Origin of the sequence: Pseudomonas sp. ICMP22404, from assembly GCF_006227205.1 — a bacterium.
In the GTDB taxonomy this organism is placed as follows: domain Bacteria; phylum Pseudomonadota; class Gammaproteobacteria; order Pseudomonadales; family Pseudomonadaceae; genus Aquipseudomonas.
On the sequence record NZ_VCNG01000010.1, the window covers coordinates 177,664 to 191,698 of the forward strand.

Here is a 14,035-nt window from a genome sequence, read left to right on the forward strand (position 1 = left end):
TTAAGAAATTCTGTACTGAAACGGTGACTGAGGAGAGCTGAGGGTTTGCGATGAAAATTGAATACCTCGAGATCAAAGGCTTCAAGAGCGCGGTAAATATAGTCCTGCGGGATGTACCACCCTTTACAGCGCTGGCCGGCTCGAACGGCGCAGGTAAGAGCAACATTACTGACGCGCTGGCCTTTCTAGGTGCGGTAGTGAAACGAGGGGCCGCCCAAGCAATACGCGACTTTGGGGGGTTCCAGCAGATTCACTGCTTCAAGCATAGAAAGGAAAACCGTACGACGATCTCCTTTGCGCTCAAGATCAAGCTCAAAGAAGAGACTTTCGACTACAACTTGAAGATATCCGAGATAAACCGGGTACCCCGGGTACTTGAAGGCTTAAAGGTCAACGGCAAACAGGTCATTGACCGCAAGAACAGCAATGAAACGCAGATTGCTTTAAGTGACGCTCAGGGTCTTCAGCTTCTGCCTGAATATGCACAGGATATGACTGCGCTCATGTTGCTCAGCCATTCGCCACTGTATCGCATGCTTACCAATATCCAGGTATTCCGAATCGATCCGCTGGAAGCCAAGGAACCCGACAGCTCAACAGCAGACGCTACGACACTCGATAGCCACGGTCGAAACGTGGCGACCATGTTGTCAGTCCTGGAGAAAAACGAGCGATTTCGTGACCAGGTACTGGAATGGATCGAGTTGATAGTTCCGGGAATGGAGAATGTCTCTACCGAGAAGCAAAGGTTGGATGGCTCAACGGTGATTACCTTCAAGGAAGAAGGAACAAAAGCCCGGTTCCCGGCACGGCTGATTTCTGACGGTACGATTTATGCCCTGTGCATCATGACCGCTGTATTAAGCCGTACAGACAAATCAGGGATCACAATCATAGAGGAGCCGGAACGAGGCATTCATCCGAAAGCTATCGGTGAGCTGGTCCAGTTGATGCGTGAAAATGCGTCCGTGGAGCACCCTGTTCTCATCACCACCCATAGCGAATCCGTTGTCCGGAATCTTGATCTTGAAGAACTGTGGCTCGTGAATAAAGAGGATGGCAAGACCAAGGTCAAATGTGCTTCGGACTCAAGGGTCGATAAAAAAGATATCCCACTGGACACAGCTTGGCTGGCCAATCTTTTCGATGGAGGCTTGCCATGGTAAGAGTTGGATTCATCGTTGAAGGTGACAGCGAAAAAATAGTTATCGAATCCGCTGATTTCAGGGCGCTTCTACTGGAAAACGACTTTGAACTGGTCAATCCCGTGGTCAATGCCAAGGGGGGCGGTAATCTTTTACCGCAAAACATCGACGCCTATCTGGCGCGCCTGGATCAGCAAGCGGTGGACAGAATCGTTGTGCTTACCGATCTCGAAGACGAAGAATCAGTTGATATCGTCAGAAAGCGCATCTCAAACGCTCGAATAGATATCACATTTGTCGCTGTAAAAGCATTGGAAGGATGGTTCCTGGCTGACTCAAGTGCAATACGCAAATGGCTTGACGTACATCACTTCGATGAGCCTCAGCCCGAGCAAACGCTGAACAAGCCCTGGGACCGCCTCCAAGAGATATCAAATGACCTCGGTAAACGCGGTCCGGGCAACAAGACCGCATTTGCAAAGAAGATGGTCAAGCACTATGGCTTCAGCATTCGCCAAGCCGCCTCGCACCCAGGGTGCCCAAGTGCGAAGGAACTTGTCAGCTATTTCACGAGGCAAGGACAAGCCTAAGCGCAGGACAACCTGCAAGGCTGAAATCTCTTGCAGCTTGCCGCTCAAGGCTCTTAGCTGCCCCTGTGCAATTTACTCATCAACTCCGCCTCGGCCTGGGTCAAGCCACAGGCCTGGGTCAGTTCGTCGACACTGGCGCCCATACCCACCAGCCGCGCGGCTTGGGCAAAGGACAAGCTCGAGGGGTCGCGCTGTTCCAATTGGGCCAGTTTGTCCGGTAACGGGCCGACCACGGCGCGCAGCTCATGGATGGCTTCACCCATGCGCACGGTACCGTTCTGGTAATCGTCGACACGCTTGGCCAGGTCCTTGATGCGCTGATCGCGCAACGCATCGCCCTGGGCCTGTTGAGCGGCGATCTGCCGCTGGCCGCGTATGTACGCCAAGAACATTGCCAACGTGCCTGCCCAGAAAAGGAACAGGACAATGACTGCTACCTCAAGAATCAATCAGATACTCTCCAGTTCCGACCACTCTTCTTCACTCATCATTTTTTCCAGCTCGACCAGGATCAGCAATTCGTTGTTCTTGTTGCAGACGCCCTGGATGAACTTGGCCGATTCTTCGTTACCGACGTTAGGCGCGGTTTCGATTTCCGACTGACGCAAGTAAACCACTTCGGCAACGCTGTCGACCAGGATACCGACCACTTGCTTGTCGGCCTCGATGATCACGATACGGGTGTTGTCGTTGACCTCGGTGGAATTCAGGCCAAAACGCTGGCGGGTGTCGATCACCGTGACCACGTTGCCACGCAGGTTGATGATCCCCAGCACGTAGCTTGGCGCACCCGGTACCGGAGCGATCTCGGTATAGCGCAGCACTTCCTGCACGCGCATCACGTTGATGCCGTAGGTTTCGTTATCGAGTTTGAAGGTGACCCATTGCAGGATCGGATCTTCGGAACCCTTGAGAGACGACGCCTTATCATTCATACCCTGACCCCTCGAAAAACCGCCTGTGGCGGTGTGTTCTGCGCCGTGGCGCTGCGCGCCACCGACTGTGTTATTTCGGTTTCTGGACCGGCTTGGAGCCGCCCAGGTGTTTTGCCCCGCCGCTGGCGATCAGTTCGGCCAGCTCGGAAACGTCCAGCAAGGCGCACATGTGCTCGATCACCGTACCCGCCAGCCATGGCCGTTGCCCTCGATGGCTACGCCACTTGATCTCGTTCGGGTCCAGGCGCAGCGAACGGCTGACCTGGTGCACCGCCAACCCCCACTCGTAACCCTGTACCGAAATCACGTATTGCAGGCCCTGGCGAAAATCATCGCGATAACGGTCCGGCATCACCCAACGCGCGGTATCCAGTACTTTCAGGTTGCCGGCCTGGCTCGGCAGGATCCCAAGGAACCAATCCGGCTGGCCAAACAACGGCGTCAATTCGTGCCCGGCCAGGGAATAAATCGATCCCAGGCACACCAGCGGCACCGCCAGGGTCAACCCGGCCACATCGAACAACAGGCACTCAAACGGCTCGGCGGCCCAGGCCGGACGGTCGTCAGTCTCAACCGGCGGCGGCGTGTTGCTCGGTGGTGGCAGATGGACTTCCACCACCGGCGTCACCAGGCCCTGCAACAACGGTGCAACGGTGGAAACCGCCGCCAGCACCGGCGCAGGCGCCTCCATGACTCTCACCGATGGCTTGGCGACCGGTGCCTCGACCGGTGCGACAACCACGGGTTTACGTGCATCACGGGCCTGCTCCTCGAGCACGGCCGCCTGAAACTCATCCAGCACACCTTCGGCTTCGACGGGCGCGGGCAAAGCCTCGGGCACACTCGGCTCCGGTGGTAATTCTTCGGTCGCTTCCTGCAACAGCCCGTCCAGGTAGGACTGCAAGGCCATTTGCGGACGCGAGGTCATCTTGATCGGGCGGTTCATGAAAGCAGTGCACCGCATATGAACGTTATCGGCATGAGTGCCATCAGACTTGAGCCTGCAGAGCTTTTAGACGCGTTCAATCAGGCCACCTGCTGAGGAACGAGCTGCTGGGCCAGCAGGTGCTTGAGCAAGGCCCGGTAGGCCAGCACGCCACGGCTTTTGCCATCGAACTGGGAAGGGGTCACACCGGCGCGGCTGGCATCGCGCAGGCGCGTGTCGACCGGGATGTAGCCTTGCCAGATGTCATCCGGGTACATGTCCCGCAACACCCGCAGGGTTCCCATGGACGCCTGGGTACGGCGATCGAACAGGGTCGGCACGATATTGAATGCCAGCGACTGTTTGCGTGAGCGATTGACCATCGCCAGGGTATTGACCATTCGCTCCAGCCCCTTGACCGCCAGATGCTCGGTCTGCACCGGGATCACCAGTTGCTGGCTGGCCGCCAAGGCATTGACCATCAACAGACCCAGCAGGGGTGGGCTGTCAATGATCGCGTAATCGAAATCCTGCCACAGCTGCGCCAGACTCTTGGCGATCACCAGGCCCAACCCGCCCTGTCCCGGCGACTGCCGTTCCAGGGTGGCCAGCGCGGTGCTCGACGGCAACAGGGAAATCCGCTCGTCACTGGTGGACAGCAACAGTTGTCCCGGCAAGCCCTCAGGCACACTGCCCCGGTGCAGGAACAAGTCGTAGTTGCTGTGCTCCAGGCTATCGGGATCGTAGCCAAAATAGCTGGTCATCGAGCCGTGGGGGTCCAGGTCGACAATGACCACACGCTTGCCCGCCTCGGCCAGTAATCCGGCTAAAGCGATGGAAGAAGTGGTTTTACCCACCCCACCTTTTTGATTGGCAACTGCCCAGACTCTCATTCGGATCGTTCCTCCCGGCCGAAACAGGCACGGCCGAGAAATAGCTCGGTTATAAAGCGGGTGACGGAGAATTGACGGCGCTCTGTCTTCCCGGTGTCTTGACCGGGGTCGGTGCAGTTTGTGTGCCAGCCCGCTTCAATGCTGCATCCGGCGTTGCATTGGCCGTGCCGGTACCGGTCAGGCTACGGCGTACATCAAGGTTGCGCGACACCACCAGCACCACGCGACGATTCTTCGCCCGGCCTTCGACAGTGGCGTTGTTGGCCACCGGCTGGAACTCGCCATACCCCACCGATGCCAGGCGACCGGGGTTCACACCTTGCATGGCAAGCATGCGGACGATGCTCGCCGAACGCGCCGAAGACAGCTCCCAGTTGGTCGGATACTGCGCGGTGCGGATCGGCTGGTCATCCGTGAAACCTTCCACATGGATCGGGTTGTCGAACGGTTTCAGGATCGTCGCCACCTTATCGATGATGTGGAACGCCATGTCGCTGGGCATGGCGTCGCCGCTGCCGAACAACAGGCTGGAGTTGAGTTCGATCTCCACCCACAACTCGTTGCCGCGCACGGTCATCTGGTTGGAGCTGATCAGGTCGCCGAAGGCCGCGCTGATGTCGTCGGCGATGCTTTTCAACGGGTCGCTACCGCCAGCAATGCCGGCATCGACCTGCTCGGCGTCCCGGACCAGCGGCTTGGCCGGCGTGGTCGTCTTGGGCCGCTCGTCGCCGATGGGAATCGGCTTGAGGGCGCGATCCGAGTCGGTAAAGACCCCGATCAACGCCTCGGAGATAACCTTGTATTTGCCCTCGTTGACCGAGGAGATCGAATACATGACCACGAAAAAAGCGAACAGCAATGTGATGAAGTCGGCGTAGGACACCAGCCAACGTTCATGGTTGACATGCTCTTCATGATGCCTGCGACGCGCCATGGTCCATTACTCCCATTAGTCCATGAAGCCCTGGAGCTTCAATTCAATGGAGCGCGGGTTTTCACCTTCGGCGATCGACAGGATTCCTTCCAGCAACATTTCGCGATAACGCGACTGGCGCAAGGCGATGGACTTGAGTTTGGCGGCAATCGGCAACAACACCAGGTTGGCACTGGCCACGCCATAGATGGTGGCGACGAACGCCACGGCGATGCCGCTCCCCAGTTGCGAAGGGTCGGCCAGGTTGCCCATCACGTGGATCAGGCCCATTACCGCACCGATGATGCCGATGGTAGGTGCATAACCACCCATGCTTTCGAAGACCTTGGCCGCTTCGATGTCGCGGCTTTCCTGAGTGTAGAAATCCACTTCCAGGATGCTGCGGATGGCTTCCGGCTCGGCGCCGTCCACCAGCAATTGCAGGCCTTTTCGCGAGTAGTTGTCAGGTTCGGCATCGGCCACCCCTTCCAGACCGAGCAAGCCTTCCTTGCGGGCGGTCAGGCTCCAGTTCACCACGCGATCGATACCGCCGGCCAGGTCGACCCGCGGTGGAAACAGAATCCAGACCAGTACCTGTATGGCGCGTTTGAACGCACTCATGGGCGATTGCAACAGCGCGGCGCCGATGGTGCCACCGAGCACGATCAGCGCCGCTGGGCCATTGGCCAAGGCCCCGAGATGACCGCCTTCCAGGTAGTTGCCACCAATGATGGCGACGAACGCCATGATGATACCGATCAGGCTGAGGACATCCATTACAGGCACGCCTCGACCAGGTACTTACCAATGTCGTCCAGCCCGTACACCGCGTCGGCCAGGTCCGCTTTGACAATCGCCATCGGCATGCCATAGATCACGCAACTGGCTTCGTCCTGGGCCCAGATCGCACTGCCGCCCTGCTTGAGCAGGCGGGCGCCTTCGCGACCGTCGGCGCCCATGCCGGTCAACACCACCGCCAGAACTTTGTCACCGTAGGACTTGGCTGCGGAACCGAAGGTAATGTCCACACAGGGCTTGTAGTTCAGGCGCTCGTCGCCCGGCAGGATTTTCACCGCGCCACGACCGTCGACCATCATCTGCTTGCCACCCGGAGCGAGCAGCGCCAGACCCGGACGCAGGATATCGCCATCCTCGGCTTCCTTGACGCTGATGCGGCACAGCTTGTCCAGGCGTTCGGCGAAGGCCTTGGTAAAGGCTGCCGGCATGTGCTGGATCAACACGATTGGAGCCGGGAAGTTGGCCGGCAACTGGGTCAGCACCCGTTGCAGCGCCACCGGACCACCCGTGGATGTGCCGATGGCAACCAGCTTGTAGGCCTTGCGCTTGGGGGCCGGCGACGACGCACTGGCCGGGGCCGAACGTGCAGGCGCAGGGGCCGGGGCACTGCGTACCGGGGGCGGATTGAAACTGGCGGACGATGGCGCAGGACTCGGCGCAGCCACAGGCGCTGGGGCCGGTGGCGTGTAGGCACTCACGCGGCGGTTGCTGCGGGAAATGCTGTGGACCTTCTCGCACAGCAACTGCCGGACCTTGTCGGGGTTGCGCGAGATGTCTTCGAAGTTCTTCGGCAGGAAATCCACCGCGCCGGCGTCCAGCGCGTCGAGGGTGACACGGGCGCCTTCGTGGGTCAGGGACGAGAACATCAATACCGGAGTCGGGCAGCGCTGCATGATATGCCGCACAGCCGTGATGCCATCCATCATTGGCATCTCATAGTCCATGGTGATCACATCCGGCTTGAGTGCCAGGGCCTGATCGATTGCCTCTTTGCCATTGGTCGCGGTACCGACGACCTGAATCGTCGTGTCCGCCGAGAGAATTTCCGAGACGCGGCGGCGGAAGAACCCCGAATCGTCCACCACCAGGACTTTAACTACCATAAACACTCCGTTAGACGAGGCGTGGCGCTGGGCCACGCCCCTCCAGAATCAAATACGCCGCGCGGCGTAACGCTTGAGCATGCTCGGTACATCGAGGATCAGCGCGATGCGGCCGTCGCCGGTGATGGTGGCGCCGGACATGCCCGGGGTGCCCTGGAGCATCTTGCCCAACGGCTTGATGACCACTTCTTCCTGGCCCACGAGCTGGTCGACAACGAAGCCGATCCGCTGGGTGCCCACCGAAAGGATCACCACGTGGCCCTCGCCCTGCTCCACATGCGCCGCGGAGCTGACCAGCCAGCGCTTGAGGTAGAACAACGGCAGTGCCTTGTCCCGCACGATCACCACTTCCTGGCCGTCGACCACATTGGTGCGCGACAGGTCGAGGTGGAAGATCTCGTTGACGTTGACCAGCGGGAAAGCGAACGCCTGGTTGCCCAGCATCACCATCAGGGTCGGCATGATCGCCAGGGTCAGCGGGACCTTGATGAGGATCTTCGAGCCCGAGCCTTTGACCGAGTGGATGTTGATGGAACCGTTGAGCTGGGAAATCTTGGTTTTCACCACGTCCATCCCCACGCCACGACCCGACACGTCGGAAATCTCGGTCTTGGTCGAGAAGCCGGGGGCGAAGATCAGGTTGTAGCACTCGGTGTCGCTCAGGCGGTCGGCGGCGTCCTTGTCCATCACGCCGCGTTTGACGGCGATGGCGCGCAGCACCTCGGGGTCCATGCCTTTGCCGTCGTCGGAGATCGACAGCAGGATGTGGTCGCCCTCCTGCTCGGCGGCCAGGATCACCTTGCCGCTACGAACCTTGCCTGCGGCTTCGCGCTCTTCCGGCGACTCGATACCATGGTCGACCGCGTTGCGCACCAAGTGGACCAGCGGGTCTGCCAGGGCCTCGACAAGGTTCTTGTCGAGGTCGGTTTCTTCACCCACCAGTTCCAGGTTGATTTCTTTCTTGAGCTGGCGAGCCAGGTCACGTACCAGGCGCGGGAAGCGCCCGAAGACTTTCTTGATCGGCTGCATCCGGGTCTTCATGACCGCGGTCTGCAGATCGGCCGTGACCACGTCGAGGTTCGACACGGCCTTGGACATGGCTTCGTCCTGGCTATTGAGGCCCAGGCGCACCAGACGGTTACGCACCAGCACCAGTTCACCGACCATGTTCATGATCTCGTCCAGGCGCGCGGTGTCGACCCGAACGGTGGTCTCGGCTTCACTGGTCGGTTTTTCCGCCGGTGCAGACGCCGACGCGGCCGGTGCACGGGCAGGTGCAGGCGCGGCGGCAGCTGCTGGCTTGGGTGCGGGAGCAGGTGTCTCGGCCTTGGACTCCGGCGCCTTGGCGGCGGGTTTTGGCGCGGCCTTGGCGGCCGGCGCGGCAGTTGGCGCAGCAGAGGCCGCGCCGACTTCGCTGAACTTGCCTTTACCGTGCAGATCGTCGAGCAGGGACTCGAACTCCTGATCGGTGATCAGGTCGCTACCGGCCGCGGCCGCAGCAGGCTTGCTCGGAGCCGGCGAAGAGGCAATGGCCGACTCCAGGGCGTCAACGGCAAAAGTACCCTTGCCATGCAACTGGTCGAGCAAGGCTTCGAATTCATCGTCGGTAATGTCTGAGCTGTCGCCCGCGGCTTTCGGCGCGGCAGGAGCTGTCGGCGGGACGACCGCATCGACGGCGAACTGGCCCTTGCCATGGAGTTGATCGAGCAGCGACTCGAACTCCGCATCGGTGATTTCATCGCTGGCCGCACCCGCATCGGCGGGCGCGGCAGCTACAGGAGCCTGGGCCTGAGCTTCGGCCTTGACGGCACTCAGGGAGTCCAGCAACTGTTCGAATTCGTTATCGGTAATATCGCCCGATTCCTCGGCGACTGGCTCCTCGACAGCGGGTTCTTCAACCACGGTTTCGACCGGAGCGGCTTCGTCTGCCGATTGCGGCTCGGCCAGGCGCGACAGCGCGGCGAGCAACTCTGGAGTAGCAGCGGTAATCGGCGAACGATCACGCACCTCGCTGAACATGCTGTTGACCGCATCCAGCGCTTCAAGCACCACATCCATCAATTCCGAATCCACGCGACGCTCACCCTTACGCAGGATGTCGAACACGTTCTCGGCAATGTGGCAGCACTCCACCAGCTCGTTGAGCTGAAGGAAGCCGGCGCCTCCTTTTACAGTGTGGAAACCGCGAAAGATTGCATTGAGCAGATCCGCATCATCCGGTCGGCTTTCCAGCTCGACCAATTGCTCGGAGAGTTGCTCTAGAATCTCGCCGGCCTCAACCAGGAAATCCTGAAGGATCTCTTCATCGGCGCCGAAGCTCATTAATGGGGTGCTCCTAAAACAGGGCTAAAATCCAAGGCTGGACAGCAAATCGTCCACATCGTCCTGACCGGACATAACGTCTTCTCTTTTATCGGCATGAATTTGCGGACCTTCACCCTGAGAGAGATGTTTTTGTGGATCTTTTTCAGCAAGCATCGCCTCACGGTCGTGTTCGATGCCCGCAAAGCGGTCGACCTGGCTGGCCATCAACACCAGTTTGAGCAGATTGCTTTCGACTTCGGTAACCAATTGGGTGACGCGCTTGATCACCTGCCCGGTCAGGTCCTGATAGTCCTGAGCCAGCAGAATATCGTTGAGGTTGCTTGCGACCGCGCGGTTATCGGCGCTGCTGCGTGTCAGAAAACCGTCAACCCGACGAGCCAGGTCCCGGAATTCTTCCGCCCCGACCTCACGACGCATGAAACGGCCCCAGTCGGCGCTCAAGGCCTGGGCTTCGTCGCCCAGGCCATTGACCAGCGGCGTCGCGCTTTCCACCAGATCCATGGTGCGGTTGGCGGCGGCCTCGGTCAGCTTGACCACGTAAGACAGCCGCTCGGTCGCATCAGTAATCTGCGAGACCTCTTCGGCCTGAGGCATGTTCGGATCGATCTGGAAATTGACGATCGCGCTGTGCAATTCACGGGTGAGCTTGCCGACTTCCTGGTACAGACCACGATCCCGGGTCTGATTGAGCTCGTGGATCATCTGGACTGCATCGCCGAAACGACCTTTTTCAAGGCTTTCGACCAGTTCGCGGGCATGTTTTTTAAGGGTCGATTCGAAATCGCCCATTGAAGCTTCGTTATTCTCCATAGCTCCCCCGTGGCGCCGTTAACCGATGCGTTCGAAGATCTTTTCGATCTTTTCTTTCAACGCCTGGGCCGTGAAGGGTTTGACCACATAGCCGTTCACGCCGGCTTGGGCCGCTTCGATGATCTGCTCGCGCTTGGCTTCGGCGGTGACCATCAGCACCGGGAGGTGCTTGAGTTTTTCATCGGCGCGCACATGGCGCAGCAAATCGATACCGGTCATGCCAGGCATGTTCCAGTCAGTCACCAGAAAGTCGATGCTCCCGCTGTTGAGAACCGGGATGGCAGTAGTGCCATCGTCGGCCTCGACCGTGTTGGTGAACCCAAGGTCACGCAACAGGTTTTTTATGATCCGCCGCATCGTTGAAAAGTCATCAACAATGAGGATTTTCATGTTCTTGTCCAATTCGACCTCCAAGCAGTCTTAAACGCGTGCAGCACCTGAACGCGCCATTTCAATCAATCCGGTACAGCATTCGACAACGGCCCGGGACACAACGGATCGAGACTGCGCAACACGTGCCACGCAAACCCTGCTCGCAACCTCCCCGCACCGATTGTCAGCGCGCTCGCCACTCCCCCAAACGCCCCCGCAAACGGGCGGCGCACTGGCTGTGTAACTGACTGACCCGCGATTCGCTGACCCCCAGGACTTCACCGATTTCCTTGAGGTTCAGCTCTTCGTCGTAGTACAGCGCCAAGACCAGTCGCTCACGCTCCGGCAAATTGGCAATCGCATCGGCCAGCGCGCTCTGGAAACGTTCGTCTTCCAGATCACGCGCAGGCTCCATGTGAGTACTCGCGCCATCCTCGTGCAGCCCTTCATGATCGCCGTCCTGCAACAGGTCGTCGAAACTGAACAGGCGGCTGCCCAAGGTATCGTTCAAAATCCCGTAATAATCATCGAGACTCAACTGGAGTTCGGCCGCAACCTCATGATCTTTAGCGTCTCGCCCGGTTTTCGCTTCGATAGCGCGAATGGCGTCACTGACCATGCGGGTATTACGGTGCACCGAACGGGGTGCCCAGTCGCCCTTGCGGACTTCGTCGAGCATCGCGCCTCGAATGCGAATGCCGGCGTACGTCTCGAAACTGGCGCCCTTGCTCGCGTCGTATTTGTTCGCCACTTCGAGCAGTCCGATCATGCCCGCCTGGATCAGGTCTTCAACCTGGACACTGGCCGGCAACCGCGCCAGCAAGTGATAGGCGATGCGCTTGACCAGGGGCGCGTAACGCTCGATCAACTCGTACTGGGCGTCCCGTGCCGATTTTTTGTAGAGGTGGTTGTAACCGCTGGCTGTCATAACACGGGCCCTGCTGTTTGTTGCACGAGACGCTCGACGAAAAACTCCAGATGCCCGCGAGGGTTGGCCGGCAGTGGCCAGGTATCGACCTTCTGGGCGATCGCCTTGAATGCCAGCGCGCATTTGGAACGGGGAAAAGCTTCATAGACGGCACGTTGCTTCTGGACAGCCTTGCGCACGCTCTCGTCGTACGGCACGGCGCCGACGTATTGCAGGGCAACGTCCAGGAAGCGATCGGTGACCTTGGTCAACTTGGCGAACAGGTTGCGCCCTTCCTGCGGGCTCTGGGCCATGTTGGCCAGGACGCGGAAGCGGTTCATGCCGTAGTCACGGTTCAAGAGCTTGATCAGGGCATAGGCGTCGGTGATGGAGGTGGGCTCGTCGCAGACCACCAGCAGCACTTCCTGGGCGGCACGCACGAAGCTGACGACCGAATCACCGATACCCGCCGCCGTGTCGATCACCAGCACATCGAGGTTGTCGCCAATGTCGCTGAATGCCTGGATGAGACCGGCGTGCTGGGCCGGGGTCAGATGAACCATGCTCTGGGTGCCGGAGGCGGCCGGCACGATACGAATCCCGCCCGGCCCCTGCAACAACACATCACGCAGTTCGCAGCGGCCTTCGATCACGTCCGCCAGCGTGCGTTTGGGTGTGAGCCCCAGCAGCACGTCCACGTTCGCCAGGCCCAGGTCGGCGTCCAGCAGCATGACCCGTCGGCCAAGCTCTGCCAGAGCCAGGGACAAGTTCACTGACACGTTAGTCTTGCCGACGCCACCTTTGCCGCCGGTCACCGCGATCACCTGTACGGGATGCATGCTGCCCATGTTCGTTCTTTACCTGTCTTACTTAGACGGAGGCCACATTACTGGCTGCGCGTTCACATACGGAACATTGCCTGGCAGACCATCGATGTAGGTACAAAAAATATTCATGATTACCTCAGCCAACCTGTTTGGTCGGGCTGTGGTAGATATCAGCGAACATATCAGCCATGGCTTCTTCGCTGGGTTCGTCCTGCATTTGCACACTTACGGCACGGCTGACCAGTTGGTGGCGACGCGGCAGATGCAAATCATCCGGGATCCGCGGTCCATCCGTCAGGTACGCCACCGGCAGATCGTGACCGATCGCCAGGCTCAAGACCTCGCCCAGGCTTGCCGTTTCGTCCAGCTTGGTCAGGATGCAACCGGCCAATCCGCAGCGTTTGTAGCTGTGGTAGGCGGCGGTTAGAACCTGTTTCTGGCTGGTGGTTGCCAACACGAGATAATTTTTTGACTTGATGCCACGCCCGGCCAGGCTTTCAAGCTGCATGCGCAAGGCTGGATCGCTGGCTTGCAGGCCTGCGGTATCGATCAGCACGACGCGTTTGCGCAACAGAGGCTCCAGCGCCTGGGCCAGGGATTGACCCGGATCCACATGGGTCACCGACACGTTGAGAATCCGGCCCAGGGTCTTGAGTTGCTCCTGGGCGCCGATACGGAAGCTGTCCATGCTGACCAGGGCAATGCTCTGGGCGCCGTACTTGAGTACATAGCGGGCGGCGAGCTTGGCCAGGGTGGTGGTCTTGCCCATGCCGGCCGGGCCGACCATGGCAATCACCCCGCCCTCTTCCAACGGCTCGACTTCCGGCGTGGCGATCATCCGCGCCAGATGCGCCAGCAACATGCGCCAGGCCTGGCGAGGCTCGTGGATATCGTTGATCAGCGCCAGCAGATCGCGGGCCAGCGGGCCGGACAGGCCAATGCGTTGCAGGCGGCGCCACAGATTGGCCTGGGCCGGACGGCTGCCTTGCAGTTGGTTCCAGGCCAGGGAGCCGAGCTGGACTTCCATCAGTTCGCGCAGGCTGTTGAGTTCGAAACGCATCGAGTCCAGCGCACGCGGGTCGATACCGGCAGCCGGTGCGGCAGGAGCCGGCGCCGGACGACGCGGCTCGGCCGGGGTCGGCTCGATCAGCGGTTCGGCAGCGGTCAGCGGCAGGCCTGCGGTCAATGGCTGACCGGCAAACAATTGACGATTAGTGCCCGCGACAGCCTCGCCTTCGCTGCTGCGCAGGCTCAATTCGGCCTGGGCGCTGGCGATGCGCGATTGGGTCTTGCGCAGCTCATCCTCAAGCTCCATGTTCGGAACCCGCGGGGCCAGCGCAGACAGCTTGTAGTCCAGGGCCGCCGTCAGCTCGACACCACCGGCGATCCGGCGGTTGCCGATGATGGCTGCTTCGGCGCCCAGCTCGTCACGGACCAGTTTCATGGCCTGACGCATATCGGCGGCGAAAAAACGCTTCACTTGCATAACCCA

The 14,035-nt window shown here is 59.8% G+C and carries 15 protein-coding genes; 2 read left to right on the forward strand and 13 right to left on the reverse strand.

Annotated features, from left to right (window positions below):
• Positions 1-50 precede the first annotated feature (50 nt).
• A complete protein-coding gene (locus tag FGE05_RS18475; protein ID WP_139647183.1) occupies positions 51-1,166 on the forward strand; it encodes an AAA family ATPase in 1,116 nt (371 codons plus the stop codon).
• The gene (locus tag FGE05_RS18480; protein ID WP_139647185.1) at positions 1,160-1,735 is read left to right on the forward strand and encodes a DUF4276 family protein; all 576 of its coding nucleotides are present in this window, start codon (positions 1,160-1,162) and stop codon (positions 1,733-1,735) included. The genes FGE05_RS18475 and FGE05_RS18480 overlap by 7 nt, the downstream gene beginning before the upstream one ends.
• Positions 1,736-1,788: 53 nt before the next feature.
• On the opposite strand, the gene FGE05_RS18485 is transcribed toward FGE05_RS18480, so the two are convergent.
• From FGE05_RS18485 to flhF, 13 genes are all read right to left on the reverse strand, one after another.
• Positions 1,789-2,184: a DUF2802 domain-containing protein gene (locus FGE05_RS18485; RefSeq protein WP_139647187.1), complete on the reverse strand. Its 396-nt coding sequence runs from the start codon at positions 2,182-2,184 to the stop codon at positions 1,789-1,791.
• Positions 2,185-2,670 (reverse strand): chemotaxis protein CheW, encoded by a 486-nt coding sequence (locus FGE05_RS18490; RefSeq protein ID WP_024778681.1) that lies wholly within the window; start codon positions 2,668-2,670, stop codon positions 2,185-2,187.
• Positions 2,671-2,740: 70 nt separating this feature from the next.
• Positions 2,741-3,616 carry a CheW domain-containing protein gene (locus FGE05_RS18495; protein ID WP_139647190.1) on the reverse strand — a complete coding sequence of 292 codons (876 nt, stop codon included), beginning with the start codon at positions 3,614-3,616 and terminating at the stop codon, positions 2,741-2,743.
• An 80-nt stretch (positions 3,617-3,696) separates the two neighbouring features.
• Positions 3,697-4,488 carry a ParA family protein gene (locus FGE05_RS18500; RefSeq protein ID WP_041022220.1) on the reverse strand — a complete coding sequence of 264 codons (792 nt, stop codon included), beginning with the start codon at positions 4,486-4,488 and terminating at the stop codon, positions 3,697-3,699.
• Between the two features lie 49 nt (positions 4,489-4,537).
• Positions 4,538-5,422, reverse strand: coding sequence for a flagellar motor protein MotD (gene motD, locus FGE05_RS18505; RefSeq protein WP_139647197.1), 885 nt, complete (start codon positions 5,420-5,422; stop codon positions 4,538-4,540).
• A gap of 15 nt (positions 5,423-5,437) precedes the next feature.
• Positions 5,438-6,178 (reverse strand): flagellar motor protein, encoded by a 741-nt coding sequence (locus FGE05_RS18510; RefSeq protein ID WP_024778677.1) that lies wholly within the window; start codon positions 6,176-6,178, stop codon positions 5,438-5,440.
• The gene (locus tag FGE05_RS18515) at positions 6,178-7,302 is read right to left on the reverse strand and encodes a chemotaxis response regulator protein-glutamate methylesterase (RefSeq protein WP_139647199.1); all 1,125 of its coding nucleotides are present in this window, start codon (positions 7,300-7,302) and stop codon (positions 6,178-6,180) included. The genes FGE05_RS18510 and FGE05_RS18515 overlap by 1 nt, the downstream gene beginning before the upstream one ends.
• 48 nt (positions 7,303-7,350) lie before the next feature.
• Positions 7,351-9,624 carry a chemotaxis protein CheA gene (locus FGE05_RS18520; RefSeq protein ID WP_139647201.1) on the reverse strand — a complete coding sequence of 758 codons (2,274 nt, stop codon included), beginning with the start codon at positions 9,622-9,624 and terminating at the stop codon, positions 7,351-7,353.
• Positions 9,625-9,648: 24 nt separating this feature from the next.
• A complete protein-coding gene (locus FGE05_RS18525) occupies positions 9,649-10,437 on the reverse strand; it encodes a protein phosphatase CheZ (RefSeq protein WP_139647203.1) in 789 nt (262 codons plus the stop codon).
• Between the two features lie 18 nt (positions 10,438-10,455).
• Complete coding sequence (locus FGE05_RS18530) at positions 10,456-10,827, reverse strand: chemotaxis response regulator CheY (RefSeq protein ID WP_003183998.1); 372 nt, start codon at positions 10,825-10,827, stop codon at positions 10,456-10,458.
• Positions 10,828-10,993: 166 nt separating this feature from the next.
• Positions 10,994-11,737: an RNA polymerase sigma factor FliA gene (fliA, locus tag FGE05_RS18535; RefSeq protein ID WP_024778673.1), complete on the reverse strand. Its 744-nt coding sequence runs from the start codon at positions 11,735-11,737 to the stop codon at positions 10,994-10,996.
• Positions 11,734-12,564, reverse strand: a complete 831-nt coding sequence (gene fleN, locus FGE05_RS18540) for a flagellar synthesis regulator FleN (protein WP_003184001.1) — start codon at positions 12,562-12,564, stop codon at positions 11,734-11,736. Before fleN ends, fliA begins: the two co-directional genes overlap by 4 nt.
• 115 nt (positions 12,565-12,679) lie before the next feature.
• Complete coding sequence (gene flhF / locus FGE05_RS18545; protein ID WP_139647204.1) at positions 12,680-14,029, reverse strand: flagellar biosynthesis protein FlhF; 1,350 nt, start codon at positions 14,027-14,029, stop codon at positions 12,680-12,682.
• Between the last annotated feature and the right edge of the window lie 6 nt (positions 14,030-14,035).

Bases quoted from the DNA above. Each gene is read 5' to 3' on its own strand.
- FGE05_RS18475 (WP_139647183.1), top strand. From the start codon at position 51: ATGAAAATTGAATACCTCGAGATCAAAGGCTTCAAGAGCGCGGTAAAT.
- FGE05_RS18480 (WP_139647185.1), top strand. From the start codon at position 1,160: ATGGTAAGAGTTGGATTCATCGTTGAAGGTGACAGCGAAAAAATAGTT.
- FGE05_RS18490 (WP_024778681.1), bottom strand. From the start codon at position 2,670: ATGAATGATAAGGCGTCGTCTCTCAAGGGTTCCGAAGATCCGATCCTG.
- FGE05_RS18495 (WP_139647190.1), bottom strand. From the start codon at position 3,616: ATGAACCGCCCGATCAAGATGACCTCGCGTCCGCAAATGGCCTTGCAG.
- FGE05_RS18500 (WP_041022220.1), bottom strand. From the start codon at position 4,488: ATGAGAGTCTGGGCAGTTGCCAATCAAAAAGGTGGGGTGGGTAAAACC.
- motD (WP_139647197.1), bottom strand. From the start codon at position 5,422: ATGGCGCGTCGCAGGCATCATGAAGAGCATGTCAACCATGAACGTTGG.
- FGE05_RS18510 (WP_024778677.1), bottom strand. From the start codon at position 6,178: ATGGATGTCCTCAGCCTGATCGGTATCATCATGGCGTTCGTCGCCATC.
- FGE05_RS18515 (WP_139647199.1), bottom strand. From the start codon at position 7,302: ATGGTAGTTAAAGTCCTGGTGGTGGACGATTCGGGGTTCTTCCGCCGC.
- FGE05_RS18520 (WP_139647201.1), bottom strand. From the start codon at position 9,624: ATGAGCTTCGGCGCCGATGAAGAGATCCTTCAGGATTTCCTGGTTGAG.
- FGE05_RS18525 (WP_139647203.1), bottom strand. From the start codon at position 10,437: ATGGAGAATAACGAAGCTTCAATGGGCGATTTCGAATCGACCCTTAAA.
- FGE05_RS18530 (WP_003183998.1), bottom strand. From the start codon at position 10,827: ATGAAAATCCTCATTGTTGATGACTTTTCAACGATGCGGCGGATCATA.
- fliA (WP_024778673.1), bottom strand. From the start codon at position 11,737: ATGACAGCCAGCGGTTACAACCACCTCTACAAAAAATCGGCACGGGAC.
- fleN (WP_003184001.1), bottom strand. From the start codon at position 12,564: ATGGGCAGCATGCATCCCGTACAGGTGATCGCGGTGACCGGCGGCAAA.
- flhF (WP_139647204.1), bottom strand. From the start codon at position 14,029: ATGCAAGTGAAGCGTTTTTTCGCCGCCGATATGCGTCAGGCCATGAAA.